Source organism: Streptomyces sp. NPDC036984 (genome assembly GCF_055607665.1).
Genome location: NZ_JBVJRL010000032.1, coordinates 1 through 23,560 on the forward strand (window position 1 = coordinate 1; position 23,560 = coordinate 23,560).

Sequence of the window (23,560 nt, forward strand, 5' to 3'; positions counted from 1 at the left end):
TGCAGGGCATCCCGCCGATCCGCTCACGCCGCGGGCCACGACGCCGACGCCCGGCCAAGCTGCACGCGGACAAGGGCTACGACTATCCCCACCTGCGGCGATGGTTACGCACGCGCGGCATCGAGAACTCCACACACCTGGGCCGACACCGCTGGGTCGTCGAACGCACCATCGCCTGGCTCACCGGCTGCCGACGCCTGCACCGTCGCTACGAGCGCAACCCCGGCCACTTCCTGGCCTTCACCGCGCTGGCAGCTGCCCTCATCTGCTACCGCAGACTCCCCAAATGAAATGGCCTGTTAGCGGAACAGCCCACGCCACGGCATCGTTTGGGTGCGATCAGTGCTGACTGGCGAGCCTGTCCTGCAGGTCGGCGTGGCGGAACTGGTAGATCGCTCCTATCTGGCGTAGCGCGCCGAGCCGGTACATGTCGTCGAGGAAATTCATCAGCCTCCACGGCAGACGTCCAGTCAGGTTGAGTCGGACCTTCGTGATCACGTAGGAATCCGCCGCGTGGCCGAGTCCCAATACGAGCCCGCCCACAACCCCAAACAGGAAATCGCCCATGAACGCGGACATAATTAGTCCGCCCGCGAGTATGAGAAGAGTGACGACCTGGAGATCGCTGCGCAACGCGGACGCGGGGGTTCTCGGCCTACCCATTGTCTGTGGGGTCCGCATCCATTCCATCAGCCCGAACGCGAACCCGAACGCGAACCCGAACGCGAACCCATCGCTGATCCCTTCAATGAGCGCATCGCTGATGCTGATCCGGAAGCCGTGCTCCCCGAGCCAGAGTATGAACCCGAACACAAGCGTCTCAATGAGCCTGGCCGCGATCCCGATCAAGAGCCCGACCGCGAGTCCGACCGCGAGCCCGGCCATGAGGCGTTGGCGTAGAAGGCGGGTTCGGCCACGAAGTCGCAGATTGGCGTAGGCCGGCTCGGTCGAGGGTGCCCGCATGATCGCAGATCCGAACCCAACCGCGATCCCGGTCACGAGCCCGATCCCAACTCCCGATTGAAGCCCGCCCACGATCGGGAGATCGCTCCCCTGTGCAAGGCCATATACGAGCCCGACCGCGAGCCCGACAGCGATCCCGGTCATGAGTCCGAGCGCAAGCCCGAGTGCAAGCCCGACCGCAAGGCGTTGGAGCTCGACCCTCGACTGGACCACTCCCACGATCGCGAACACGCTCCCGTAGATGAGCCCGAATCCGAGCCCGTACACAAGCCCGTACCCGTACATAAGGCCGGAGAAGAGCCCGACCGCGAGTCCGACCGCGAGCCCGGCCATGAGGCGTTGGGGTAGAAGGCGGGTTCGGCCACGAAGTCGCAGATTGGCGTAGGCCGGCTCGGTCGGGGGCGCCCGCATGATCGCAGATCCGAACCCGACTGCGATCCCGACCGTGATTCCGACCGTGAGCCCGGTGAAGAGCCGACTCGATAGCTCGCCACCCGTCACGAGCCCGGCCCCAAGCAAGGCCATGATCCCGGCTACGCCCCCCCGCATGATGGCGAGCTGGTGTCTGGGGAAGATGCGGGGAAGGTGCCACCAAGCGAGGTCGCGGGTGCCAAGTTGGCTGAGGTCGTGGGCAAGGAAACCGAGCCAGCGCTGCGCGTCATGGGGGTTCCAGGCGCGGCGAGGCCGGAATGGATGGCGCTGCCGATCACGCCGTGAGACGGGCGGGTTGGCGATGGTGAGCGCGCTGATGAGATTGTCGAGCAAGTGGCGGATGATCGCGGTGGCGGTGGGGAACCGGCGCGGGTCGGTGAGCGGCGTGGGGTCTTTGTGGGGGTCGACGTAGACGGCGCGGATTAGCCAAAGCGCCAGCGGCGTGGTCAGTGCCTCTGTCAGCGGGCCGCCCTTGTGGGTCCTCATCTGGAAGAGGATGTGAGACCAGGCGCCGCCAGGGTCGCGGGGGAGACAGGCTGTGAGGTAGGCAGCGGCGTCTGTAGTGTCGAGTGGGTCGGGCTCGATGACCGCACTGGCCGTGAGTACGTCACCCGGCTGGGCGACCGCGGCCCCGTACTCTTCGCTGCGGCAGGTGAGAATGAGGGGGTCGGCGGTGGCTCGATTGAGTGCAGCAAGTACTTCCCGGCGTGTGTGTGCGGGAAGCTCGTCGAGGCCGTCCAGGATGGGCAGGATCCAACGTTCCTCGGCCAGGCTCCTGCAAGAGTTTGGGCCGAACTCGGGTGCACGCAGCGATGGGTAGTCGGCAGCCAGTTGCCGTGCCAGCCAATCATGCAGGCCCTCACCCCCGCGGAGGTCCCAGCTGGACAGCGGCAGCAGGACCGGCACTGGCTCATCCTGCTCCGGATGATTCGATAGTTCTCTTGCGATCTCGCGCAGCATCAGCACGGCCAGGGTAGTTTTGCCCATGCCCGGCGCCCCAAGGATCACCAGTCGGCGTCGGCTGAGGCCGTGGAACGCTCTGACCAGCTCGCTTACGCGGTCGGTGCGTCCGGAGAACCGCACTCGGCCACGCTCGGCGATGTGGCTGGCGTGGTCCATCACATCGAATGCGGACAGCCGCCAGCGCACCGCGGCCGGCGCAGGATCGTCCAGTCGGCGCACCTCGGCTTCCTGCCGCCACTGTGCATAGACCAGGCGAGCCAGCGTCTGCCGTGCCTTCTCCACCTGCCCGGGTGTGGACACTGTCACTGCCGGTTGCGCTGAGCGCTGTGTCCAGCGGATGATCTGGACCCCGATCACCACAGCGCCGATTACTCCAGCGACCTCGCTGGCCGCTTCCAACCCCCCTCCCAAGAGCCACCCCGCCATGATCGCCGCCACGATCGCACCGATCGCAATGACGGTGATTGACCACAGCACTGGCCCTTTCATATCCCCGATATTGCCGACCCTCGGTCGATGGCGCTCGCTGAAACATTTCAAAGATCGCGATCGAGTAACTCACCCCGCACTTGTAAGAGCTCGTAACGGGATCATGGGCGGGTCTTCTTGAGGCATCTCCGGCAGATGAGTGAGCAGGCCAGGGAGACGAGGGCACCGTGCAGGTCGAAGCGTCTTTCCCAGCGGACAGCCAGGCGCTTGAAGTGGTACAGGGGCGAGAGGGTCGGCTCGACGACGTAGCGGAGCTTGCCCAGGCCCTTGATATTCAGGGCGCCCTTGCGGGAGATCACCGGCAGGATCCGGCGCTTGACGCCCGCCTCATGCCACCGGCCCAGTCGGCGCCAGCACGTCTGCCCGGAGCCGAACCCAGCTACAGCGGCAGAAGTTCCCAGCTGATGTCGTTGTACAGCACGTACGGGATGCCCTGCAGACACAGCTGGTCGTCCACCGGCCGCGGGCCGGGCGCCTTCTCCGGCCAGGGCGGCAGCAACGGCCCGACAACGTCCACACGTCGTCGTCCACAGTCCACGGCCGAGTACTCACACCCTCCCGAACAGCCGAATCGTCACACCAGTCACGCCCGACCACCACACCTCAACAAGATCGTGTTACGAGCTCTTACGAGGCTGACGTCGGGCTCGCGCGGTGTGATCGAGCGCCTCGGCACGGACGCCGTGCCGCGATCGGCGTCCACATGGTCTCGGAGATGCCCGACGACCCAGTGAGCTTCTTCGAGCCGGGCCCCGATCATGTGACACCCGACAAGCGCAACGAGCGAGGCCCCCGGACAGTTGATCGAGATGTCTGACGTCTCAACCACGCTGCTCAGGGGCCTCGTTGGTCATCTATCCTGCCGCACTCGACCTGCCACATGCGCTCGTGGAGTGGGTCACCATGCTCATCGTCACCCGTGAGGGCGACCGACGCTGCAAGCTCCGCCCGTCCCAGCGCGCGATGGTGGCACTGGTGTACCTACGTGAGCACACAACCTTGGCAAAGATCGCTGCCGGGTTCGGGATCAGCGAGTCCACCGCCCACGCCTACACCAGCGCAGTCACCGACCTGCTCGCCCAACGTGCGCCAGGTCTACTGAAGGCCCTGCGCGAGGCCGAGGTGGACTTCGTCCTGCTGGACGGGACCCTCGCCGAGTGCGACCGGGTCGGCGACTCACGCGCGGACTACTTCCACAAGCACCGCCGGCACGGAGTGAACGTACAGGTGGTCACCGATCCGGACGGCCGGCTGCTGTGGCTCTCACCCGCGCTGCCGGGCCGCGCCCACGACCTGACCGCCGCCCGCACCCACCGGATCATCCGCATCTGCGAGCGCCAGGGCGTTCCCATCCTGGCCGATCTCGCCTACCAGGGCGGCGGCCCCTGGCTGACCACGGGCATCAAACGCAGGCCCCTGCAGGAACTCACCCCCACCGAGAAGACCGTCAACCGGGCCCTGGCCGCGGCACGGGCACCGGTCGAACGCGGCGTCGCCCGCTTGAAATCCTGGCGGATCTTCCGCAGGTCCCGATGCAGTCCGAACCGCATGACGTCAATCGCCAAAGCCATCCTCACCCTGGAGCGTCAAGGCTGAAGAAGCTCACTGACTGATCGCGTGGTGGAGCTGCGGCGTGTCCAGCCAGGGGAACTGATCGTCGATGTCCTCTGTGCTCAGCAACGGAGTCCCTGCCGTTCAGTCAAGATGAACTGTTCGAAATGCCGCAATACCCACACCTCGGTATGGCCCGTTGAGAGGCCCCGAGCGCGGATGGGAGCGACGCGCCTTCCGCTCCTGCGGGCGCGCCGGTACCGCACCCGCGCGCCTCGAAGACGCTCTCCCAGGGAGCGGATCGCCTGTCCCGCGGGTGGTTCCCTGTGGCGGCGGTTGCGGCGACCGGTGGCCGCGGTTCCCTGTACGGCGAGCGCGCTCCCGGGCCGGAGGGGGCGCATGGGGCGGGTGTGAGGGGGCGCACGTGAGGAGTGCTGCAGCGCTTTCGGCGATCCGTTGTTACCCCTGCCGCATTGCAGCTACCCTGCAACTCCCCTTTCTCGGCCTCCGTCACCCAACTTCATTCGCGACGGGTCGAGTTGGCCAGGAGGCAGTGTCGTCTCGTGGCGTGGGTTGATCAGGTTGGACATGGGGGAGTTCCGCATGACTGCACCTCTCGACGGCCCCAGATTTCCGAACGACCAGGCCATTGAGTTCGTACGGGAGTTCCGGGTCACCGTGGCCCCCGAGTACGAGAACCGGGCGAAGCTGGGAACCAGTCCGCCGTTGTTCCTTCTGCGCGTGCCGCAGGCGTCGTACCGGAGCGGCGTGGACCGTATCGTCGCGGCCCTGACCGGGGCGCTGCGGCAACGGGTACCGTTCGCTCATCTGCCGGCGGGAAGCAGGGCGGAAGCCGACTCCAGGTTGCTCTCCGTCAACGCCGGGACACAGCTGTACCGCAGCGCTCCGCAGCACATGACTCCCGACCGCTTCCCGTACTTCCATGTCATGTGCGACCTGATCGAGTACGTCAGGTCGCACCCGCAGGAGTGGGCGACGAACGCGAACCAGGAAGCCGAGCTGCGGAACCACGCCAGCGAGCGACGGGCCCATCGTGGCGGTGCGTTGGCCTTCACCAGGATGCAGGGACCGTCTCTCGACGGGCTCGCCGGCTTCCTGGCCAACCTGAGCTGGCTGTCGTTCGTTCAGCTGCTCCCGCGATGGTTGTGGGCCCGTCGGGTCTCACGCAAGGTGATGCGGGGCTGGCTGGGCGCAGAACAGGTGGCCCAGGGCAGCAAGAACCTCTTCCGGCTGATGGACCATGTGGCCGCCGAGCGCTCCGTGCAGCTCATGGACGACGCGGCCCATGAGGAGGCGCTCCAGGAGTTCGACTGGCTCGTCCTGCGCGCCCTGCTGGAAGACCTGCGCCGACCCGCGATCGGGCGGATCCTGCCCGGTCGCCGCCGCAGAACCAGCCGCCCGGTCCTGTTCGTGGAGCTGCCTCCGGCAGGACATCCGGGCGCCCGTGCCGCCGAGCGTTTCCTGCGGTCCCTCCACCGGGCCCGGTCCACCGCACGACCGCCGGGCCCGCTCGTCGTCGCCGTGGGCGTGCCCTCCGACGCCCTGCTGCGGGAGCTGGGCGATCCGGCCGAGAGCACCTTCCCGGAAGCGAGCGTGCGCCTCGCCGACAACGGCGCCGCCGACCAACCCCCGGTCTTGGTCACCATCTCCGAAGACGCCCTGGCGGCGCGCGGCGTGCCCGTCCTGGCCGTCAAGCCGAGAACGTTCAGGTTCAGCCGACGCGTTCCGACCTCGATCGCGAGCGGGGTGTCCGCACTCGCCCTGCTCACGGCAGGACTCGTGCTCCCGGGCGTGATTCCCCCGGCGCGGGACTGCCTCGGCGGCACCGGGTCCGTGGCGGAGTCCGCGCCCACGGAGCCCATACCGGTGGAGGCCGCCGCCTGGTACCAGGCGGCCAAGAAGACCATCGACGACCAGAACGCGCGTGTCGCGCAGTACGCCGCCGGTGGTCGCGCCGTACGGACCGTCGTCGCCTTCGTGTCCGACCCGCCGAAGACCGATGACGAGACGCGCTTCGACGGGACGATCCCGGAACTGCGCGGCATCGCGATGTGGCAGGAGAAGCTGAACCGCGAGGCCGCCGCCGACGACTCCCTGATACCTCTGCGCGTGGACGTACGCGAAGCCGGAGTGGCCTTCCGCGACGCCGAGAGCGAGGCGAAGAAGCTCGTCGCGGAGGTGGCGCACGAGAGGAGCGTCCCGGCACGAGACCGAGTCGTCGGCGTTCTGGGCTTCGCGCAGAGCCGGAAGGAGACTCAGGCCGCCCTCCGGATCCTCGGCAAGGCGGGCATCCCCTCGATCGGCACCACCGCGACCGCCGACGAGATGCTCACCGGCCCGGCCGCACGAACGTACTGGCCGTCGACGCCGTTCAACTCGCGCGAGGCCGGGATCGAGGCGGAGTTCGCGTACACGGAGAACATCGTGGCCGAGCCCGGCTCCGAGGACCGGTGCGGGCCGGCCAGGCACGCGATCGTGATCGAGAGCTCCGCGGACCTGTACAGCCACAGCCTTGCCGGCCGCTTCGTCGGCGAGTTCCGAGGTACGCACCAGGTGTTCGACTTCAATCAGGAGGGCCGCTTCAGCCCCGCGCCACTGAGCGGTGCCGTCTCCCAGCCCAACGCCGACCTGCTGGCGCGGGCGCTGTGCGACGCGCTGAAGGACAAGCCGGAGTCGGTGGTGTACTGGTCGGCGCGGGCCAAGGACTTCACCGCGCTCATCAACTCCATGGACACCGCCGGGACGTGCACCGGGCGTGACGTGACGGTGCTCGGCGGCAACGAGCTGACCAACGTGGCGCAGACCGGCGCCTTCGCCAACAAGGACTGGCTGCGCCTGTACTACTCCGCGCACCGGTTGCCCGACGACGATCCGGACGCGAGTGACAGGACCAAGCAGTTCATCACCGACTACGACGCCTATGTGAAGGCCACCACCGACGGCGCCGACCCCTGGAGGCAGGACGGCCACTCCGCGGTCGCGTACGACGCCTTCCACGTCCTGTCGCAGGCGGTGCGCCAGGCCGGTCTGCGCGACCCGGACATCGACCGCGAGTCGGTCCTGCTGGTCCTCGGCACCGGCATCTCCTTCAACGGAGCCACCGGATTCGTCTCCTACGACGGGGCCAACGCCCCACCCCACGACAAGACCCTCGTCCTGCTGCGCCAGTCGGGGGACCGCCCGGAGGCCGTCCTGGCCTGCGGCGCCTACCGCGAGGACCAGTCGAGCGAGGCACAGGGGCCGCCCTGCGCGGGCTGATCAGCCGCTGCCGGTGTTCAGCCTCCACCAGGTGTTCTGCTTGGATCAGCCCATGACTTCTGTCGGTGCACCGGACGAGACACGAGAGAGGGCCGAGCTCGCGGTCTGGTTCGGCGGGGCGTCCATGGCGTCCTGGCTCTGCTGCCCGTTCTGGATGCTGGTCTGCTTCATCGCGCTGCCCCTGGCCCTCGCCGGCCTCGTGCGGGCCTGCGTCGAGTACCGCGCATCCGGCTCGGGCCGAGCGAGCAGGCCGCGAGCCGTCGCGGGGGGGTGTGTTGTCCCTCCTGGGGGCAACAGCGGCGATCGCCTACATGATCTTGCTCGCCGTCCGTCCTGATCTTCCCGTCCAGGGGTAGGGCCAGAAGCTCCCGCAACCGGCTCCGGAGGTCGTGGATGCCGGTGCCGATTCGACCTGTGCCATCCGCTTCGCTCGTTGATCTTGCCGGTGTCGCTGTCCCATGGGGACTCCTGATATCCACTGCGGGAGGTATCGCCGCCACCGTCGTGGGCGTCATCGCGGGTGGCGTTGTGGGACGGCGCGGCCAGAACCGCCAGTGGCTCCAGGACTCACGGACCGCCGCCTACGAAAAGTTCCTTCAAGCCTTCGGCGTCGTGGAGATGGAACTCCGTGAGGCGTTCGTGGACAGGCGCGCGCCCGCCGTCGTCTGGGGGCCGTTCAATGCCGCCCTGCAATCGATGTCCTTGGTGGCAAGCCAGGAGGCCATGGCGGCGGCCGAGCAGATCTGCGACCTCATCGAGGAGCTCACGATCCTGTTCCATGGCCGGCAGCCGACAGATCTGGAAGAGCTCCGGCCGATTCACGGTGGGCTGTACGAGGCACACGCGAGGTTCGTCAACGCGGCTCGCCGCTCGCTCGACCATTCGCAGGAACACCTTGTGCGGGCACTGGGCGGGCCGTCAGCGTGGCATGGGGTCGAGTCGGCGTGGAGCCCCGGGGGCGAGGTATCGGGGTAGAGGTGCCCCGACTATTCGTAGATGGCCGCGGCTCGCAGAGCTCGTGCGAAGAACGTCCAGTCACCGCTGGCCGGCAACTCGCGGCCGGTGTTGCTGTACCAGCCGTCCGCATCCTCGATCCATGCCGCCAAGGCATCCAGGAAGCTGGGGAGGTCCGCGTTCTCCCATGAGCTTCTCTGCTCGGCGTGGCTGCGATGCAGGGAACGGACAAAGGCTGCCAGGGCTTCTCTGCCGTCGACGTGATCAGGAGAAGAAGTCATGCCGGAGACGCTACTTGGGACTCTGCTGCTCGGCTGCTGATCTGGTTCCTCCTGCGCATCCGCTACCTGAGGGGCCGGCAGGGCGAGTTCCTTCCTGACATCCAAAGAACCTGTACCCGGAGAAGTCGCCAACCGGAACGTATCCGATGCGCTGGTAGAGGGCGTTGCTGGTGGGGTTGGCCGGGTTCGTGAAGAGGACGACGTCCGTCGCGCCTGCGGTCAGCGCGGCTCTGCTCACCTCGACTGTGACGGCGCCCGCGTAGCCGCGACCCCGGAGGTGGGCCGGGGTGTAGACGGGGTCCACCCGGATCATGCCGCCGACCATCGACGTCGAGCCTGCCATGGAGACGGGAGTGCCGTCCGGGGTCTCCCAGAACGTGTAGTGCTTGTCGCCGAAGCGCGAGGCGGCCCAGGAGTCGGCGTCCGCGGAGGGGGCCTCTCCGACGTCGGCGCAGAACTCGTTGCAGAATCGGATGATCTGCCCACGGTCCTGCGCGCCCGCGACCCGGCCCCGGCCGTCCGGGATCGCCCCCGTGGGCGTGAGCGTGCCGAGCCGGTACAGACGGCCCCGCCAGTCGCGTACCGCCGCTGTGCCTGTGCGCCGCTGCCATGCCTCTGCGAAAGCGGAGGCGGTGTCGTGGTCCGCGGTGACGCCGGAGAAGGTGTGGCCGAGGTCGGCCAGGTGGGCGGCGAGGGTGCCGGCCTGCCCGGGGGAGAGCGGGGTGAGGGTCAGGCGGTGGGACGGAAGGCGGTAGAATATGGCGCGGACCCCGCCGCCTGACTCCAGTCGGCCGAAGACGGTGGCTTCGGCGCCGTATGCGTCCGCCCCGCGCGTTCGCAGTCTCTCGATCGCTGTCAGTGGCGTGTTGTGCAGAGCGGGTCGCGAACGCAGGAAGTCTCCGGCTCGGGCGAGAAAGTCGTCGACGTCTTCCGTGAGGTGCCAGTCATGCGGGCGCATGCTTCATGATTGCCGATGTACTCGACTCGAGGGGGCACGCGCCGAGAGACGAGCCGTCGCCACGACTGGTCCAACGTCTGGCGGCCACACCGGGGCAGCCGCTCGTCGTTGCGTGCGGTGCGGCGGGCGTTCACACACCAGCCGATCGTCGCGCCGCGATCCCTGACCGGTTCCACCTCCAGGACGGGGTGGGCAACCGTTCGTGGTCCGCCGCCTGGGACAGCTGGTGGCGCGGTCGGTTTCAGCGGTGTGTGGTGTGGCAGTGGTGCGGGGGAGTGGAGGGTGCGCTGGGCTGGAGACGGCAGAAGCAGGACGCTTCGATCGGTACGTCTGCCATCGCCGTGGCGATCTTCAGCTGCTGGGCCAGGATCTCTGCCTCGCCCTGCTTGCCGAGCCGCAGCAGGCACTCGTGCAGGCCGTGCAAGGCCCAGACGTTGCCCGGGTGCTGCAGGGCGCGCGGCAGCGTGTCGTCCAGTCCGAGGTCGGCGCGATAGACGGCTTCGGCCTCTGCGACGAGGCCCTGTTCGAGGAGCAGCGCGCCGTATGCGTGCCGTGTGGGCTGCATCCACCCCCACGGCTCGTCGTAGGGTAGGCCGTCGTCCAGTTCGATCGACCGGCGCAGCGCCGCGAACGCCGCCTCGTACTCGCCCCTGCGGTAATCCAGTTCACCGTCCAGCATGTGCGCGGCGATGGCCAGGATGTCCGTACAGGTGTTGTTGAACAGCATCCGCGTCTCCGGGACCCGGGCGGCCGCGTCGCGGAAGAGCCCACGTTCCCGCTCGGCCTCGTCGATGCGGCCCATGGCCGAGAGAGCGACCCCGCGCGCGTAGCGCAGCATGGCCGTGGTGACGCAGTACAACCGCGCGTCGGTGGGCATCGGCAGGTTCAGGATGTCGTCCCAGCGGCCGAAGCGGATGAGCACGTGCACCCGCATCGCGAGGAAGCCCTCCAGCCAGTCCGCCATGGGCGGGCTTTCCACCCGCAGCAGTTCCTCGGGCACCGCCGACTCCAGCCGGTCCGCGGTCTCGATCGCGTCCTTGAAGCGGCCGAGGAACATCGCGCCGTAGATCTTGAAGTGGTGGTTGTGGCACCGGTAGAGGGTGTAGAAGTTCATCGCCCCGGCCCTGGCGTGGAACTTCTCGTCGGCCGCGATGGCCTCGGTGTTGTCGGAGACGACACGGCGGAAGTCGCCGCAGAGGACTTCCAGGTGCGAGGGCATGTGCTGGAGGTGGCCCGCGTCCGGCACCAGGCCGCGCAGCAGGTCACCGGCGGGCAGGGCGGCTTCGGGCGTGGGGGACATCTCCATCAGGTGGATGTACATGTGGAGCAGGCCCGGGTGCCGTGCGCCCGCCGGTGTGGCGATCGCCCGTTCGAGCACCGCCTTGGCTTCGGTGGTGCGTGCGCCCGGGGCCGGACTGCCCGTGCGGATGTCCCACAGCTGCCAGGGGGTGAGGTTCATCAGGGCGTCGGCGTACAGGGCGGCGACGTCCAGGTCGTCGCCGGCCAGCCGGTGGACGGCCCGCATGCTGTCGGCGTACGTCACGTTCCACACGGAACAGTCCTCGGCGTCCGGGGCCTGGGCCTGTGGATAGCGGTCCGCCAGGGCGCTGATGAGGGCCTGCTCGACCTCGGTGGCGCCGGCCGCCTTGGCGTGTGCCCGCTGTACGGCGGCGTGCGCACGCTCCACCGTCCGCCCCAGTTCCTGCTCGTCGAAGAACTCCCAGGGCTTGTTGTAGTTGGGGCCGAGCGCGTAGGCCAGGCCCCAGTAGGCCATGGCGCAGGCGGGATCCGCCGCGGCGGCGGCCTCGAAGCAGCGGACGGCCTCCTCATGGTTGAAGGCGTACGTCCAGTTCAGCCCGCGGTCGAACCACGTCTGCGCTTCTGAGGACGTCGTCGTCACGCGCCGGCCGTGGCTGCCGAGGTCGTAGTAGTCCATACGAGCTCCTCAAGGCTGACGGCCAGCCGTCCCGGTCACCGGGACGGCACGACAGCGGCCGGTACCACGACCCTAGCGAAGGACAGCGCGGAGACGGCTTTGCCGGCGGTCAGGCGTCTGGGCGGGCGCTGCGTGCGGCGCCCGCCGATGCGGCCACCACGCACAGCACCGCGATCCACTGCGACCAGTGCAGGGACTCCTGGAGCACGATGAGGCCGATGAGGGCCGCCATCGCCGGTTCGAGGCTCATCAGGATGCCGAACACGCGCGGGGGGATCTTGCGCAGTGCTTCCAGATCCAGCGAGTACGGGATCACCGACGACAGCAGTGCCACGCCGAGGCCCGCGACCAGGACCCACGGTTGAATCAGCGCCGTACCGCTGTCGGCCACGCCGAACGGCACAGCCACCAGCGCCGCGACGGCCATGCCCAGGGCCAGACCGTTGCCTTCCGTGGTGTGACGGCCGAGCGCCGCGCCGACCAGGATGTAGAGGCCCCAGCAGGTTCCCGCGGCGAGGGCGAACAGAAAACCGGGAAGGTTGAGGTCGCCGCGTCCCTCCAGCAGCAGGACCACACCGCCTGCCGCGAGCACGGCCCAGAAAGCGTCCAGCCATCGCCTCGACCCTGCCAGGGCCACCATCAGCGGCCCGAGGAACTCGACGGTCACCGCGATGCCCAGCGGGATCCGGGCCAGCGCCAGGTAGAAGCACAGGTTCATCGCGCCGAGAGTGACGCCGTAGCCGAGCACCACTGTCCACGTGCGACGATTCATACGCAGTGACGGCCGCCACAACAGCATCAGCACCGCCGCCGCGAAGAACAGTCGCAACGCGACCGTTCCGAAGCTGCCCACCGCGCTGAAAAGGTGCTTGGCCACTGCCGAGCCCACCTGAACACTGACGATGCCGAGCAGTACCAGTGCCGTTGGCGGAATCGCGCCGAAGGTACGTCCGGCCGACGCGGTCAGGGAGAAGCGGGGGGACCGACAGCGTTCAGTCCCATCGGCATTCATGGTGGCCACGCGTGGAGTCTTGACGATCGGGCGCGGCGCGTCGCGTGATTTTCGCGGATTCCGGGATGCGAACCCACCTACGCGCTTGGCTGCGACGCCGGCAGAGCGCGCCGCGGATCGCCCGCGGCGGCGCGCACCCTCATCTGCTACCACCGCTGCACCGACCCGGACCACCTCCAAGGGCAGCGCGTGAGGATACGGCTGCGCAGCACTCGCCGGTTCCCGGACCCGCCGGAGCCTCAACGATCGTAGCCCGGCGCGTTGAGGCGAGTGTGGAAACACCCGAGCGCGGACCGGCGTGGTCAGCCGGTCTTGTGCCCCCACCGCGGCCCGACCAGGGTCCACTCCCTGTCCCACTGCCGCAGGCGCCGACGGCCGAGGTACCTCCGGCCGGCGCTCCCGACGCCGAACACCACGCCGCTCAGGGCGAGGGCCGCCGCGGCCCCGAGGTACCCTGCCTCGGCGGCCAGGCGCTTGGCGTTGCTCCTCGCGGCCGTATGACGCCGCCATCGCGGTAAAGCGGCACGGGGGCATGCGGGCGAAGGCGGTCGATCCGCGCGGGGGCGAGCATGTGCATTACGCTCCGAAATCAGGGCAAAATGGGACGGCAGATGCGATGGTCCTCATCGCTCGGTGAGTCGAGGCCGCTTCACGGAACGGGCCCGTGGGAGACGAGCATGGAGTGGTTGGTCTCGCTGGTAGGGGTGGGGATGGTCATGGCCGCCCTGCGAGATCTGTTCCATACGCTCTGGCACCCCACCCGCCACGCCGGCTTGAGCCGACTCGTCATGACGGGGATGTGGAGACTGGCCCGGCGCCTGCGTGCCCGCAGGCGTGTGGTCGGCCTCGTCGGCCCGCTCGCCATGGTCACGGTGGTCGGTCTCTGGGCCGCCGTCATCATCCTCGGCTGGGCGATCATCTACTGGCCCCACATGCCAGGGGCTTTCACGCTCACACCTGGTTCCAGGGCAGCGCAGCAGCCGGCACTCCTCGACGCCGTCTACCTGTCACTCGTCACCGTCGCGACACTCGGGCTGGGTGACATCACGCCGGCCGAAGGGTGGCTTCGCCTGGTCTCCCCGTTGGAGGCGCTCGTCGGCTTCGCCCTCCTGACCGCCACGGTCTCCTGGGTGCTCGAGATCTACCCCGCGCTGACCCGCAGGAGGGTGCTGGCCATCAGGCTGGCGCTGCTGCGCGACGCGGATCCGACGGCCGAGCAGATCGACAGCGTTGCCGGGGCGCTCCTGCTGGACGGCCTGGCCACCGAAGTCGTGAGAATCCGTGTCGACTTCACCCAGTACTCCGAGGCCTACTACTTCCATGACGGGGAGGATCACTCCTCCCTGGCGGCCATCCTCGGCTATGCCGCCGCCCTCGCCCGGCGAGGGCAGGCAGCCCGACGGCCGGACGTCCGGCTGACCGGCGATGTGCTCGCCGCCGCGCTGGAAGACCTCGCCGCCATCCTCGACCAGCGTTTTCTTCATACGGGCGGACCATCTGCGGAGGTCTTCGAGGCCTACGCCGCTGACCACGGGCGCAGCTTCACGCAATCCTGACGCTGCCCGGTTCGGGCGGGGCTGCGCGGCGTCGGAATGGCAGCCCCCCCGGAGCGTGCCGGGGAGGCGGCGAGGGGCGCGAGGCTCAGGGAGTGCTTTGTGCCGTGACGCAGCCGATCGGCCCGGTGGGAACGTTGTTGCCGGTCGAGGTGGCGGTGAAGCCGAAGGTGACGCTGCCGTCGGCGGGTACGACCCGGTTGTGGTCCACGTTGCGGACCGTGACCGTACCGTCGGCGGCGGTGGACGCCGTACCGTTCCAGATGCTGCCGACCTTCGTGCCGGCCCCGGGCTTCCATGCCACGCCCCAGCCGTCGAGCGGGGCCGTGCCGTGGTTCATGACCTCGACGGATGCCTGGAAGCCGCCGTTCCAGGAGCTCACCACGGAGTAGGTGGCCATGCAGGAGCCGGTGTGCGGATCCGAGGGAGTGGGCGTCGGCGTGCTGCCGGAGTTCCTGATGCCGGTCACCTCGCCATGGCCGCCGTCGAAGACGATGTCGGAGCAGGAGAAGAAGTTCTCCTGGCTGTCCGAGCGGACCTACTGGATGAACCGCAGGGCGTCACCGGACCGGCCGCAGGGCGGCTGTTCCGGCAGGCGGGGTTGGTCGGGTCCAGGCCGCCGGTCGCCGTGCGGGTGTCCAGGTGACGCAGGTAGGTGCGGGGGCATCATCGCCACCCCGTGGGCCTGCGCGGTGCCCTGTCCCAGGAGGGCCAGGCCGAGCGCCGCCGCCAGGGTCGACAGGGCCGCCGCCAGTGACAGCAGTCTGCTGCGTCGAGCCACCGTTCTCTCCTTTCCGTTCGCTTTCCGATCGTTCTGTACGGTTTCGTGCGGCTTCCGTTCGGTTGTGCGTCGGGGGGGACGCTGGGATCCCCGCCCGCCCGGGGCCCGTGCCGGCCGGGCGGGCGAGGACGCGGGAGCCGCGCCGGGGGCCGCCCGGCGCGGGTGGGTCAGGTGGGGGGGGGTGCCCCAGGCCGCCGTGGTCCGGGTGGTGCGGTCGGGGCGGCGGCGGGCCGGCCGGACCGGCGGACGGGGCCGGGTGCCGACGCCGTGTGGGACGGCGAGAGGCGCGGTGCGAACGGCAGGAGGCCGGTCCGGTGCGCGGTCGGCTGCCGGCGCGGTGCGGGACGGCAGCAGGCCGGTCCGGTGCACGGTCAGCTGCCGGCGCAGTGCAGGGCGGGGGTGCCGGCGGTGCCGTTCGCGGTGAAGCCGAAGGTGGTCGTGGCACCGGGCGCGAGGGAGCCGTTGAACGAGGCGTTGCGGACGACGGCCCGGCCCTGGGCCGTGGTCAGCGTGCCGTTCCACAGGCTGGTGACGGTGGACCCGCCCAGGTCCCAGTCGACGGACCAGCCCGTCAGCGCGCCGGAGCCGGTGTTCTTGACGGTCACTTCGGCCTGGTAACCGCCCTGCCACGACGAGACGGCACGGAACTGTGCGGTGCACTCGACCGGCGTCGGGGTCGGAGTGGGCGTCGGAGTGGGCGTTGGGGTGGGGCTCGTACCGTCGTAGGTCAGCCCGTACCCGTACGGGAAGAGCGGGCTCTTGCCGTCACCGTCGTTGATCGGCTCCTGCGAGGCGCTCTTCATCCAGGTCACCGGCAGCTTTCCGGTGGGCGCGTGATCGCCGAACAGGACGTCGGAGACACCGGCGCCCTCCGTACCGGGCAGCCACGCGGCCAGCAGCGCCTTCCAGTCGGGCAACTGGGCGGTGACGTCGAGCGGACGGCCGGAGACCAGCACCACGACGACAGGTACGCCGCTCGCCTTCAGCTTGGCGAGCGTCTGGAGGTCCTCCTGGTCCAGCCCCATGCCGTCCGTCCGGTCGCCGCGGCCCTCGGCGTACGGCGTCTCCCCGACGACGGCGACGGCGGCGCTGTAACCGGAGTTGATGCCGTTGCCGTAGCGGTCGTAGGTGATCTGGGACGGGTCGGTGACGGCGGAGCGGATCCCCTGCAGGACGGTGGTGCCGTCGGTGACGGGACCGCTGCGGCCCTGCCAGCCCACGGTCCAGCCGCCGCTCTGGTTGCCGATGTCGTCGGCCGACTTGCCGGCGACGAACAGCTTGGCGGACTTGGCCAGGGGCAGAATGCCGCCGTCGTTCTTCAGCAGCACCTGGGATTCGCGTACGGCCTGCCGGGCCAGGGTGCGGTGCGCGGCCGAGCCGACCGTGGAGGTGTAGGACCGGTCGGTGAGCGGGTGTTCGAACAGGCCGAGCTGGAATTTCTTCGTGAGGATGCGGCGGTTCGCGTCGTCGACGCGGGCCTGCGGGATGCGGCCGGCGGTGACCTCGCCCCGCAGCAGGGTGAGGAACCTCTTGTAGTCATGCGGGACCATGACCATGTCGACGCCCGCGTTGACGGCCGTGGTGATCTCGGCGCCGGTGAAGCCACTCTGCCCGTCGAGCTGGTCGACCGCGGCCCAGTCGGAGACGACGAACCCGCTGAAGCCCAGCTCGCCCTTGAGGACGTCGGTCACCAGGTATGTGCCGGCATGGGACTTGACCCCGTTCCAGCTGCTGTACGACAGCATCACGGCCCCGACGCCGCGGCGCACCGCCTCCTTGAACGGCGGCAGGTGGATCGCCCGCAGGTCGGCCTCGGACAGCTCGGTGTTCCCTTGGTCGACACCACCGCTGGTGCCGCCGTCGCCGAGGTAGTGCTTGGCGGTGGCGAGCACCGACGCCGGTCCGGCGCCCAGGGCGTCCCCCTGGAGGCCGGTGACGAACGTCGTCATCGCCGAGGGCAGTTCAGGCGTCTCGCCGTACGACTCGTACGTACGGCCCCACCGGTCGTTGCGGGCCACGCACAGGCAGGGGGCGAAGTCCCAGTCGATGCCGGTGCCCGACACCTCTTCGGCCACCGCCCGTCCGATCCGCTGGACGAGGGCGGGGTCGCGCGTGGCGCCGAGGCTGATGTTGTGGGGGAACAGGGTGGCGCCGCGGACCGCGTTGTGGCCGTGCACGGCGTCGATCCCATAGATCATCGGGATGCCGAGCGGCGTCGTCAGCGCGGTGCGCTGGAGGGAGTCGTAGGTGTCGGCCCAGGTCTGGGCGTTGTTGGGGCTGACCGTGGAGTCGCCCCCGGACAGCACGGACCCGATGCGGTACGTGGCGAGGTCGGACTGCGGGACGAACGCGTCCTTCTCGATCTGTGTCATCTGGCCGAGCTTGTCGTCCAGCGTCATCCGCGCGAGCAGGTCGGTGACGCGGTCCGGCACGGGTAAGGAGGCGTCCTGGTAGGGGAGGCCGGCAGCAGCCGAGCGGGCGACGGGCTCCGGAGCGGCGACGGCCGGTGCGGTGAGGGCCAGGGCCGCGACGCATAGGGCCAGGGCCGTCGTCACCGTGCGGCGGGCGGACAGAGGGCGCATGGAGACGGGCCTTTCCGGGAGTGTGTCCCAGGACGGGGGCGGCGCCGGTGGGATCCGGGTCCCGCCCGTTCGTCGGCGCGGGAAGGCGGGCGGGACCCGGAGTCTGGGGGCGTGTGTCACGCGGTGGTGCAGGCCGTGCCGTTCAGGCTGAAGTCGGACGGCTTGGCGAAGCTGCCGCTATAGGTGCCCTGGAAGCCGAAGGAGACCTGGCCGCCGGCCGGGATCTGTCCGTTGTAGGCCAGGTTGCTCGCCGTGACGGCTCCCGAGGACGGGGAGACGGTCGCGCTCCAGGCGCTGGTGATGCGCTGCCCGGACGGCAGGGTGAAGCCGAGTTTCCAGCCGCTGACGGGGGCGGACCCGGTGTCGGTGACGGTGACATCGGCGGTGAAGCCGCCCTGCCAGACGTTCGTCGTGTAGGCCACCTTGCACGCCGTGGAGCCTCCGGGAGTGCCCGGGTCACCTGAGGAGCCGGTGTTGACCGTCGAGGAGAACGAGGTCACGGCGAGGCCCGTGCCGTTCTGCCATGGCTCGAAGCCCGCCTGGACGCTCGTCAGGTACCAGTCGTTCTGCGCCAGCCCGCGGGAGACGGCCTGCCGGACGAAGTCCATGACGTCGAAGTTCCAGCTGGTGATCGCCGACGGCGCGACGAACGACAGCACGTCGTTGGAGCCGTTGTTGCCGGACCACACCTGCCACTGACGCCCGGCCACGGTGGCGCTGCCGACCTGCGAGCCCACCGGCTGGATGGAGCCGACCTTGTTGAACCAGACCATGATCTCGGTCCGGTTCACGCCGTCGGTGCGGGGTGTCGGGTCGAGCCAGATGTCGTACGCGGCGTCGTACACCGCGTCGCTCACGTAGCCGTACGAGATGCTGGTCGGCGCGCTGGAGACGGTGCTGAGCCGGGCGGGCAGGTTGGTGCCGGGTGAGCAGTTGGTGTAGTGGCAGCCGTTGTAGACGGACGGGTACGACTTCGGGGCGCCGTTCGTCGGAACGGATCCGTCTGCCTGGGCGATCCGGAATCCCGAGTCGGTCACGGTGATGCACTGGGTCTCGCCGGTGCCCCAGCGGTTGTTCTGCACGACGTAGCGGCCCTGGATCGTCGTCGACCCGAACGCTTCACAGACCGACGTGTCGGCTTGGGCCGCCGAGGCCGTGGTGAACAACGCGGCGAGCGAGACGAGCGAGGTGAGCAGCGCGCCGAGCACGCCGCGCACGCTCCGGGCTTGGTGCGGTGACGGTCGCATGCGGGTCCTCTCCGGGGGGATTGGGGGAAGGTCGGCTGTGGGAGCGCTCCCATGCTGCATATGGGAGCGCTCCCATTCCCTCGGTTTCGGTGGGACTGTAGGGAGAGGCGCATGTTCCTGACAAGGTCTGGGACGGGTATTGCATCGAAGAGGTTTCGAATGCCCAGTTGGGAGCTGCGGGCGGGATCGTTGGACGTGATTTTTTGGGAGCGCTCCCGAAAACGGCGGGCGCGTACGCCGTCACCCGGTCGCCGTGGCGCTCAGGCCGACGCGCGCACCACGAGCTCTGTCCGCAGGATCACGTGCCGCCAGGCCAGGGCCGGCTCCTCCAGCTCCTCCAGCAGCAGCCGGACCATGGCCCGCCCGATCTCCACCACCGGCTGACGGACCGTCGTCAACGGCGGCTCGGTCCGTTCGGCCAGCGGAAAGTCGTCGAATCCGATGACGGCGACGTCCTCCGGCACCCGGCGGCCGGCCGCGCGCAGCGCCCGCAGGGCACCGGCCGCCGTGGTGTCCGACGCGGCGAGTACGCCGTCGATCTGCGGATGCCGTTCGAGGAGACGGACCATGGCCCGGTAACCGCTTTCCTCGGTGAAGTCGCCCTCCACCGTCAGCGATTCGTCGGCCGTCAGGCCGGCCGATGCCAGGGCGTCGCGGTAGCCGCGCAGACGGCACTTGGCGACGTACATGTCGAGCGGTCCGGTGATCGTGGCGATCGTCCTGCGACCGCCGGCCAGCAGATGGGCGACGGCGTCGCGGGCGCCACCCACGTTGTCCGCATCGACGTAGCTGACCTGCTCGTCGCCCGACCGGCGGCCCAGCAGGACGGTCGGCAGCCGGGCCTCGGCGAGCATGTCGGGCAGCGGGTCGTCGGCGTGCACGGACATCACCAGCACCCCGTCGACCCGCCCGCCGCGGGCGTACTCCAGGAAGCGTCGCCGTTCGGTGTCCGAGCGGACCAGGGTCAGCAGCAGCTGCATGCCCGTGTCGGCCAGGGCGTCGCCGAGCGAGCGGACGATCTCGGAGAAGAAAGGCTCCGCGAACAGCCGCCAGTCCGGCTCTGTCATGACGAGCGCCACGGCGTCGGCGCGGCGGCCGGCCAGGGACCGGGCGGCGAGATTGGGTACGTACCCCAGTTCGGCGATGGCGCGTTGCACGGCTTCGCGGGTCGATTCCTTCACCCCTGCCGCGTTGTTCACCACGCGGGAGACCGTGCCCCGGCCCACTCCGGCGCGGGCGGCCACCTCCTCCAGCGTCGGCGTGCCAGGACGCCGCCTGTCCATGACTACCTCCCCCACGAGAAACACGATCTTACGGTCCCGGGCGCACGGGGCACACGGCGGCCGCGGGCGGTGCCCTCCGAAACTATCGGACCCCCGCGGCGCATCGACGCCGCCTGTCGCGACGCGGGCCCCTTGCTCCGGCTGAAGCGGCCGTCCGGCGTGGCCGTCGCCCCAGCCACCCGCAGCTCGCGGTGGCGACCAGGGACGGCAACCGGTCGCCGGCCTCTCCCTCACCACACAGGTCCCCCTGGAGGCTGACCATCTGGCTCAAGTGCGTACGGTGCGGGCGGACTTCGCCTGCGCGTCGCTGAAGTGACCAGCCGGGTGGCGTTCAGCGACGTCGGCCCGGGACATGGTCTGGGCACATATGGCGCGTGCGGCGGCGTCCCCTCAGGTCCTGTGCCGGCCGAGGACCCTTCCCGTCATGCTCGGCATCGCCCCGCGGGGCTGGTGATGCGCTCGGTGACGCCCCACCACCGTCATCCCTCCACCCAGGCCGCCGGCCGGCCGTCCGCGGGGATGCCCAGCCGCCCGGCCACGGTGGTGAGAGCCGTTCCCAGCGGGAGCGCGATCCGGGTCAGGGCATGCCGGTCGCCCCGGGTCGGGTCCCGGTTGACGATCAGCACCGGCTTCCCGGCCTGGGCGGCCTGGCGGACGAACCGGAGCCCCGACATCACCGTCAGTGAGGAGCCCAGGACCAGCAGCGAGGCCGCCTCGCGGACCAGCTTGCGGCAGTGCTCGACCCGCCACGGCGGAACGGCTTCGCCGAAGAACACCACGTCCGGTTTGAGGATGCCGCCGCAGACCGCGCAGGGCACCACGCGGAAGTCCCCGACCTGTTCGTCGGTGAGGTCGGCGTCACCGTCCGGGTTGATTCCTGCGGCCACCGGCTTGAATCCCGGATTGGCCTCCTCCAGCCGCCGGGCGACTTCGCGGCGCGGGCTGGAGGCGCCACAGGACAGGCAGACGACCCGGTCCAGGCTCCCGTGGAGCTCGACCACGCCCTCGCTGCCGGCGGCCTGGTGCAGGCCGTCGACGTTCTGGGTGATCACAGCCGAGAGCATGCCGTGCCGCCCGAACGCGGCCACGGCCCTGTGCCCGGCGTTGGGGCGGGCGCGACCGAAAGTGCGCCAGCCGAGGTGGCTACGCGCCCAGTACCGGCGCCGGGCCTGGGCGCCACCGGTGAAGTCCTGATAGGTCATCGGGGTGTGCCGGCTCAGGCTCCCGCCCTCGCCCCGGTAGTCGGGGATGCCCGACTCCGTCGAGATACCCGCCCCGCTGAGCACCAGCACGCCGCCGGTCCTCAGCGCATCGGTGACCGGCCCGAGATCCGTGGTGCCCGGTGGCAGGTCCTCGGTAGGGGTCCAGCTCAGTGTGGGGCGCATGCGCATGCCGCCAGGGTACGGAACAGGCTGCCTTCAGGCGTCGGCACCTGGTGACCCGCAAGCAGAGCGCCGCCTGACGGTTTTCCCTGGGCGCAGGCGCCGGGAGCGGCATGTCGTGGCCGGGCTGCGTGAGTCATCGCCGGTGGGACACGGCGTGGCTCGGGTACTCGGCACAACGAGAACGAGAAGAACCTACTCAAGGGAGGCGCCATGACGCAGCATGTGCGAGACATCATGACCAGCCAGCTGGTGACGGTGGAACCGCAGACCTCGGTGACGGCGGTGGCCCAGAGGATGCGTGACGAGGACATCGGGGTCGTTCTGGTCACCGAGGGCGACGAGCTGCGTGGTCTGGTAAGCGACCGTGATCTCGTGGTGCGTGCGCTTGCACTGGGCGGAGACCTGGAGCAGAAGACCGTTGCCTCCGCGTGCAGCGATGACCTTGTCACCGTGACCCCCGACGAGGATCTCGACCATGCGGTAGAGCTCATGCGCGAGCACTCCGTTCGCCGCCTGCCGGTGGTCCAAGAGGGCCACCCCGTCGGAATCGTGTCGCTCGGAGACCTGGCGATCGAGCGGGACTCGGAATCGGCACTCGGGGACATCAGCGCAGCGAGGCCGAACCAGTAGGCCGGGAACAGGGGCCGTGCCCGGGACCGCAGCAGTGGTGACCGGTCCGGCCCCTGCTCTGCGCGCCGGCTTGTCCAGGGGCCCGGACCGAACATCTCCTCAGGCGGGCGCCCGAAGGGGGGCGTTGGATGTGTCGCAGCCCGGTCTGCGCTCCACGCGCCAAGGGGCGACGCCTTCACCCACCGCCCCACTCGGCCACCGGACCAGGAGGTCACCGGGCCAGGCGGTCACTCCGCCATGTCGACGTGCACGTTCTCCGCCGGCTGGTCGGCCTTGTCCTGGTCACCGCACTGATCGGCGGGAGTGCTCAACAAGAACGCCAGCACGCTCTCCGGCCGTCGTACCGGTCGAAGGCGCGCTTGGCCGAATGCTAGGCGCGGAGCCGGTGTTGACGCAGCGATTGTCGTGCGCACTGTTCCCTGCGCCGATGACACCGGTCGCCCCGGCACTTCCAGCCGCTGCCGACAGCAGGCCCCCGGCGATCGCGGTAGTCGCCACCGCACGCTTCATCAGCCACAACATGAGCCGTCCGTTCTCTTGTCGGACGCCCACTTGACGCGGTTGCCGTCCTCTGTCGTCACGGCAGGCTGCGGTGGACAATCGCTCGGACGAGCATACGCAGGCCATACTCAGGCCTGCCCAGGTATGCCTGCCCCGGCCTCGCGTTCACTCGGGAGGGTCGGCGCGCGTGTGAAGCTGCTGGTAGCAGCTGTACACGTGCTGTTCGGCCGCTCGGACGACGTCGGCGGCGGGATCATCCGGCGGGGCCGTGACGGAGGCCGTGCTGCCGTCGACGGTTCGCCGGCTGTCAGGCGGGTGGCGTGGCGTCGGTGACCGTGGCGGAGGATCGCTGCGCGGGCGACGAGGATCGTGGCGACGACTGCGGCGGCTGTCAGAGCCGCAGCTGCGTGCTGATCGGACATGACGGCGGTCCTTCGTGCGGCTGCGGGGGTGTGGGCGCGAGGGCCGGCGCCGGTGCGGGCGCCGGCCCTCACGCATCATGCGGTGGGCGTCAGCCGGGCCAGGTTCCGGTCAGGCGGCGGGTGGCGGTGGCGCCGGCCCGGTCGACGGTGGCCTTGACCCCGGCGAAGATCGCCCCTTGGAGGGTGGCGGCGACGAGAGTCTCGCGCCAGGAGCGGTCTTCATCGGTGGCGTCGGGCGCGTCCTCGTCATGGCCGAGCATCTTCCATGCCTGTTTGAACAAGCCACCGGCGACCATGCCGCTCACCGCCCCGAGGGCGAGGCCGACGGGTTTGTAGGCGATCTTCGATGCCTTCACCT

Annotated in this window: 17 protein-coding genes and 2 pseudogenes; 6 read left to right on the forward strand and 13 right to left on the reverse strand. The window is 69.6% G+C overall.

The window, feature by feature from the left end; genetic code table 11:
• A partial coding sequence (locus ACZ7DL_RS35835) for a transposase (protein WP_470780803.1) occupies positions 1-290 on the forward strand: 290 nt, incomplete at its 5' end.
• A 49-nt stretch (positions 291-339) separates the two neighbouring features.
• Here the strand turns inward: ACZ7DL_RS35835 and ACZ7DL_RS35840 are convergent.
• Together ACZ7DL_RS35840 and ACZ7DL_RS35845 are read right to left on the reverse strand one after the other, a co-directional pair.
• Entirely contained in the window at positions 340-2,835 is a 2,496-nt protein-coding gene (locus ACZ7DL_RS35840) for an NACHT domain-containing protein (RefSeq protein WP_470780805.1), read from the reverse strand.
• A gap of 113 nt (positions 2,836-2,948) precedes the next feature.
• Positions 2,949-3,378, reverse strand: a pseudogene (locus ACZ7DL_RS35845) (transposase).
• Between the two features lie 315 nt (positions 3,379-3,693).
• Here ACZ7DL_RS35845 and ACZ7DL_RS35850 point away from each other — a divergent pair.
• Positions 3,694-4,443, forward strand: a complete 750-nt coding sequence (locus tag ACZ7DL_RS35850; RefSeq protein ID WP_470780807.1) for a transposase — start codon at positions 3,694-3,696, stop codon at positions 4,441-4,443.
• A gap of 558 nt (positions 4,444-5,001) precedes the next feature.
• Complete coding sequence (locus ACZ7DL_RS35855; RefSeq protein WP_470780808.1) at positions 5,002-7,677, forward strand: ABC transporter substrate-binding protein; 2,676 nt, start codon at positions 5,002-5,004, stop codon at positions 7,675-7,677.
• A gap of 45 nt (positions 7,678-7,722) precedes the next feature.
• Here ACZ7DL_RS35855 and ACZ7DL_RS35860 read toward each other — a convergent pair whose 3' ends face one another.
• On the reverse strand, positions 7,723-7,848 hold the full coding sequence (locus ACZ7DL_RS35860) for a hypothetical protein (protein ID WP_470780810.1): 126 nt from the start codon (positions 7,846-7,848) through the stop codon (positions 7,723-7,725).
• 333 nt (positions 7,849-8,181) lie between these two features.
• On the opposite strand from ACZ7DL_RS35860, the gene ACZ7DL_RS35865 reads away from it, so the two are divergent.
• Positions 8,182-8,652 carry a hypothetical protein gene (locus tag ACZ7DL_RS35865; RefSeq protein WP_470780812.1) on the forward strand — a complete coding sequence of 157 codons (471 nt, stop codon included), beginning with the start codon at positions 8,182-8,184 and terminating at the stop codon, positions 8,650-8,652.
• A gap of 11 nt (positions 8,653-8,663) precedes the next feature.
• On the opposite strand, the gene ACZ7DL_RS35870 is transcribed toward ACZ7DL_RS35865, so the two are convergent.
• The 4 genes from ACZ7DL_RS35870 to ACZ7DL_RS35885 all read right to left on the reverse strand — a co-directional run bounded on the left by ACZ7DL_RS35870 (position 8,664) and on the right by ACZ7DL_RS35885 (position 12,818).
• On the reverse strand, positions 8,664-8,912 hold the full coding sequence (locus ACZ7DL_RS35870; RefSeq protein WP_470780813.1) for a DUF7660 family protein: 249 nt from the start codon (positions 8,910-8,912) through the stop codon (positions 8,664-8,666).
• A 10-nt stretch (positions 8,913-8,922) separates the two neighbouring features.
• Positions 8,923-9,870 carry a GNAT family N-acetyltransferase gene (locus tag ACZ7DL_RS35875; RefSeq protein ID WP_470780814.1) on the reverse strand — a complete coding sequence of 316 codons (948 nt, stop codon included), beginning with the start codon at positions 9,868-9,870 and terminating at the stop codon, positions 8,923-8,925.
• Positions 9,871-10,111: 241 nt separating this feature from the next.
• Positions 10,112-11,806, reverse strand: a complete 1,695-nt coding sequence (locus tag ACZ7DL_RS35880) for a tetratricopeptide repeat protein (protein WP_470780816.1) — start codon at positions 11,804-11,806, stop codon at positions 10,112-10,114.
• Between the two features lie 109 nt (positions 11,807-11,915).
• Positions 11,916-12,818, reverse strand: coding sequence for an EamA family transporter (locus tag ACZ7DL_RS35885; protein ID WP_470780934.1), 903 nt, complete (start codon positions 12,816-12,818; stop codon positions 11,916-11,918).
• 677 nt (positions 12,819-13,495) lie between these two features.
• Here ACZ7DL_RS35885 and ACZ7DL_RS35890 point away from each other — a divergent pair.
• Positions 13,496-14,374 carry a potassium channel family protein gene (locus tag ACZ7DL_RS35890; RefSeq protein WP_470780818.1) on the forward strand — a complete coding sequence of 293 codons (879 nt, stop codon included), beginning with the start codon at positions 13,496-13,498 and terminating at the stop codon, positions 14,372-14,374.
• 85 nt (positions 14,375-14,459) lie between these two features.
• Here the strand turns inward: ACZ7DL_RS35890 and ACZ7DL_RS35895 are convergent.
• From ACZ7DL_RS35895 to ACZ7DL_RS35915, 5 genes and pseudogenes are all read right to left on the reverse strand, one after another.
• Positions 14,460-15,152 (reverse strand): annotated as a pseudogene (locus tag ACZ7DL_RS35895) (cellulose binding domain-containing protein).
• Positions 15,153-15,523: 371 nt separating this feature from the next.
• Positions 15,524-17,734, reverse strand: coding sequence for a glycoside hydrolase family 3 N-terminal domain-containing protein (locus ACZ7DL_RS35900; protein ID WP_470780821.1), 2,211 nt, complete (start codon positions 17,732-17,734; stop codon positions 15,524-15,526).
• Positions 17,735-17,850: 116 nt separating this feature from the next.
• Positions 17,851-18,981: a glycoside hydrolase family 12 protein gene (locus ACZ7DL_RS35905; protein WP_470780823.1), complete on the reverse strand. Its 1,131-nt coding sequence runs from the start codon at positions 18,979-18,981 to the stop codon at positions 17,851-17,853.
• Positions 18,982-19,241: 260 nt separating this feature from the next.
• Positions 19,242-20,264, reverse strand: coding sequence for a LacI family DNA-binding transcriptional regulator (locus ACZ7DL_RS35910; RefSeq protein WP_470780825.1), 1,023 nt, complete (start codon positions 20,262-20,264; stop codon positions 19,242-19,244).
• 479 nt (positions 20,265-20,743) lie between these two features.
• The gene (locus ACZ7DL_RS35915) at positions 20,744-21,655 is read right to left on the reverse strand and encodes an NAD-dependent protein deacetylase (protein ID WP_470780827.1); all 912 of its coding nucleotides are present in this window, start codon (positions 21,653-21,655) and stop codon (positions 20,744-20,746) included.
• 204 nt (positions 21,656-21,859) lie between these two features.
• On the opposite strand from ACZ7DL_RS35915, the gene ACZ7DL_RS35920 reads away from it, so the two are divergent.
• Complete coding sequence (locus tag ACZ7DL_RS35920) at positions 21,860-22,279, forward strand: CBS domain-containing protein (protein ID WP_470780828.1); 420 nt, start codon at positions 21,860-21,862, stop codon at positions 22,277-22,279.
• 1,012 nt (positions 22,280-23,291) lie between these two features.
• On the opposite strand, the gene ACZ7DL_RS35925 is transcribed toward ACZ7DL_RS35920, so the two are convergent.
• The gene (locus tag ACZ7DL_RS35925) at positions 23,292-23,558 is read right to left on the reverse strand and encodes a DUF4235 domain-containing protein (RefSeq protein WP_470780830.1); all 267 of its coding nucleotides are present in this window, start codon (positions 23,556-23,558) and stop codon (positions 23,292-23,294) included.
• Positions 23,559-23,560 lie beyond the last annotated feature (2 nt).

What these genes read in the sequence shown, in the direction of transcription:
- ACZ7DL_RS35855 (WP_470780808.1), top strand. Translation starts at nt 5,002, where the DNA reads ATGACTGCACCTCTCGACGGCCCCAGATTTCCGAACGACCAGGCCATT.
- ACZ7DL_RS35885 (WP_470780934.1), bottom strand. Translation starts at nt 12,818, where the DNA reads ATGAATGCCGATGGGACTGAACGCTGTCGGTCCCCCCGCTTCTCCCTG.
- ACZ7DL_RS35890 (WP_470780818.1), top strand. Translation starts at nt 13,496, where the DNA reads ATGGAGTGGTTGGTCTCGCTGGTAGGGGTGGGGATGGTCATGGCCGCC.
- ACZ7DL_RS35915 (WP_470780827.1), bottom strand. Translation starts at nt 21,655, where the DNA reads ATGCGCATGCGCCCCACACTGAGCTGGACCCCTACCGAGGACCTGCCA.
- ACZ7DL_RS35875 (WP_470780814.1), bottom strand. Translation starts at nt 9,870, where the DNA reads ATGCGCCCGCATGACTGGCACCTCACGGAAGACGTCGACGACTTTCTC.
- ACZ7DL_RS35920 (WP_470780828.1), top strand. Translation starts at nt 21,860, where the DNA reads ATGACGCAGCATGTGCGAGACATCATGACCAGCCAGCTGGTGACGGTG.
- ACZ7DL_RS35905 (WP_470780823.1), bottom strand. Translation starts at nt 18,981, where the DNA reads ATGCGACCGTCACCGCACCAAGCCCGGAGCGTGCGCGGCGTGCTCGGC.
- ACZ7DL_RS35870 (WP_470780813.1), bottom strand. Translation starts at nt 8,912, where the DNA reads ATGACTTCTTCTCCTGATCACGTCGACGGCAGAGAAGCCCTGGCAGCC.
- ACZ7DL_RS35900 (WP_470780821.1), bottom strand. Translation starts at nt 17,734, where the DNA reads ATGCGCCCTCTGTCCGCCCGCCGCACGGTGACGACGGCCCTGGCCCTA.
- ACZ7DL_RS35910 (WP_470780825.1), bottom strand. Translation starts at nt 20,264, where the DNA reads ATGGACAGGCGGCGTCCTGGCACGCCGACGCTGGAGGAGGTGGCCGCC.
- ACZ7DL_RS35880 (WP_470780816.1), bottom strand. Translation starts at nt 11,806, where the DNA reads ATGGACTACTACGACCTCGGCAGCCACGGCCGGCGCGTGACGACGACG.
- ACZ7DL_RS35860 (WP_470780810.1), bottom strand. Translation starts at nt 7,848, where the DNA reads ATGAAGCAGACCAGCATCCAGAACGGGCAGCAGAGCCAGGACGCCATG.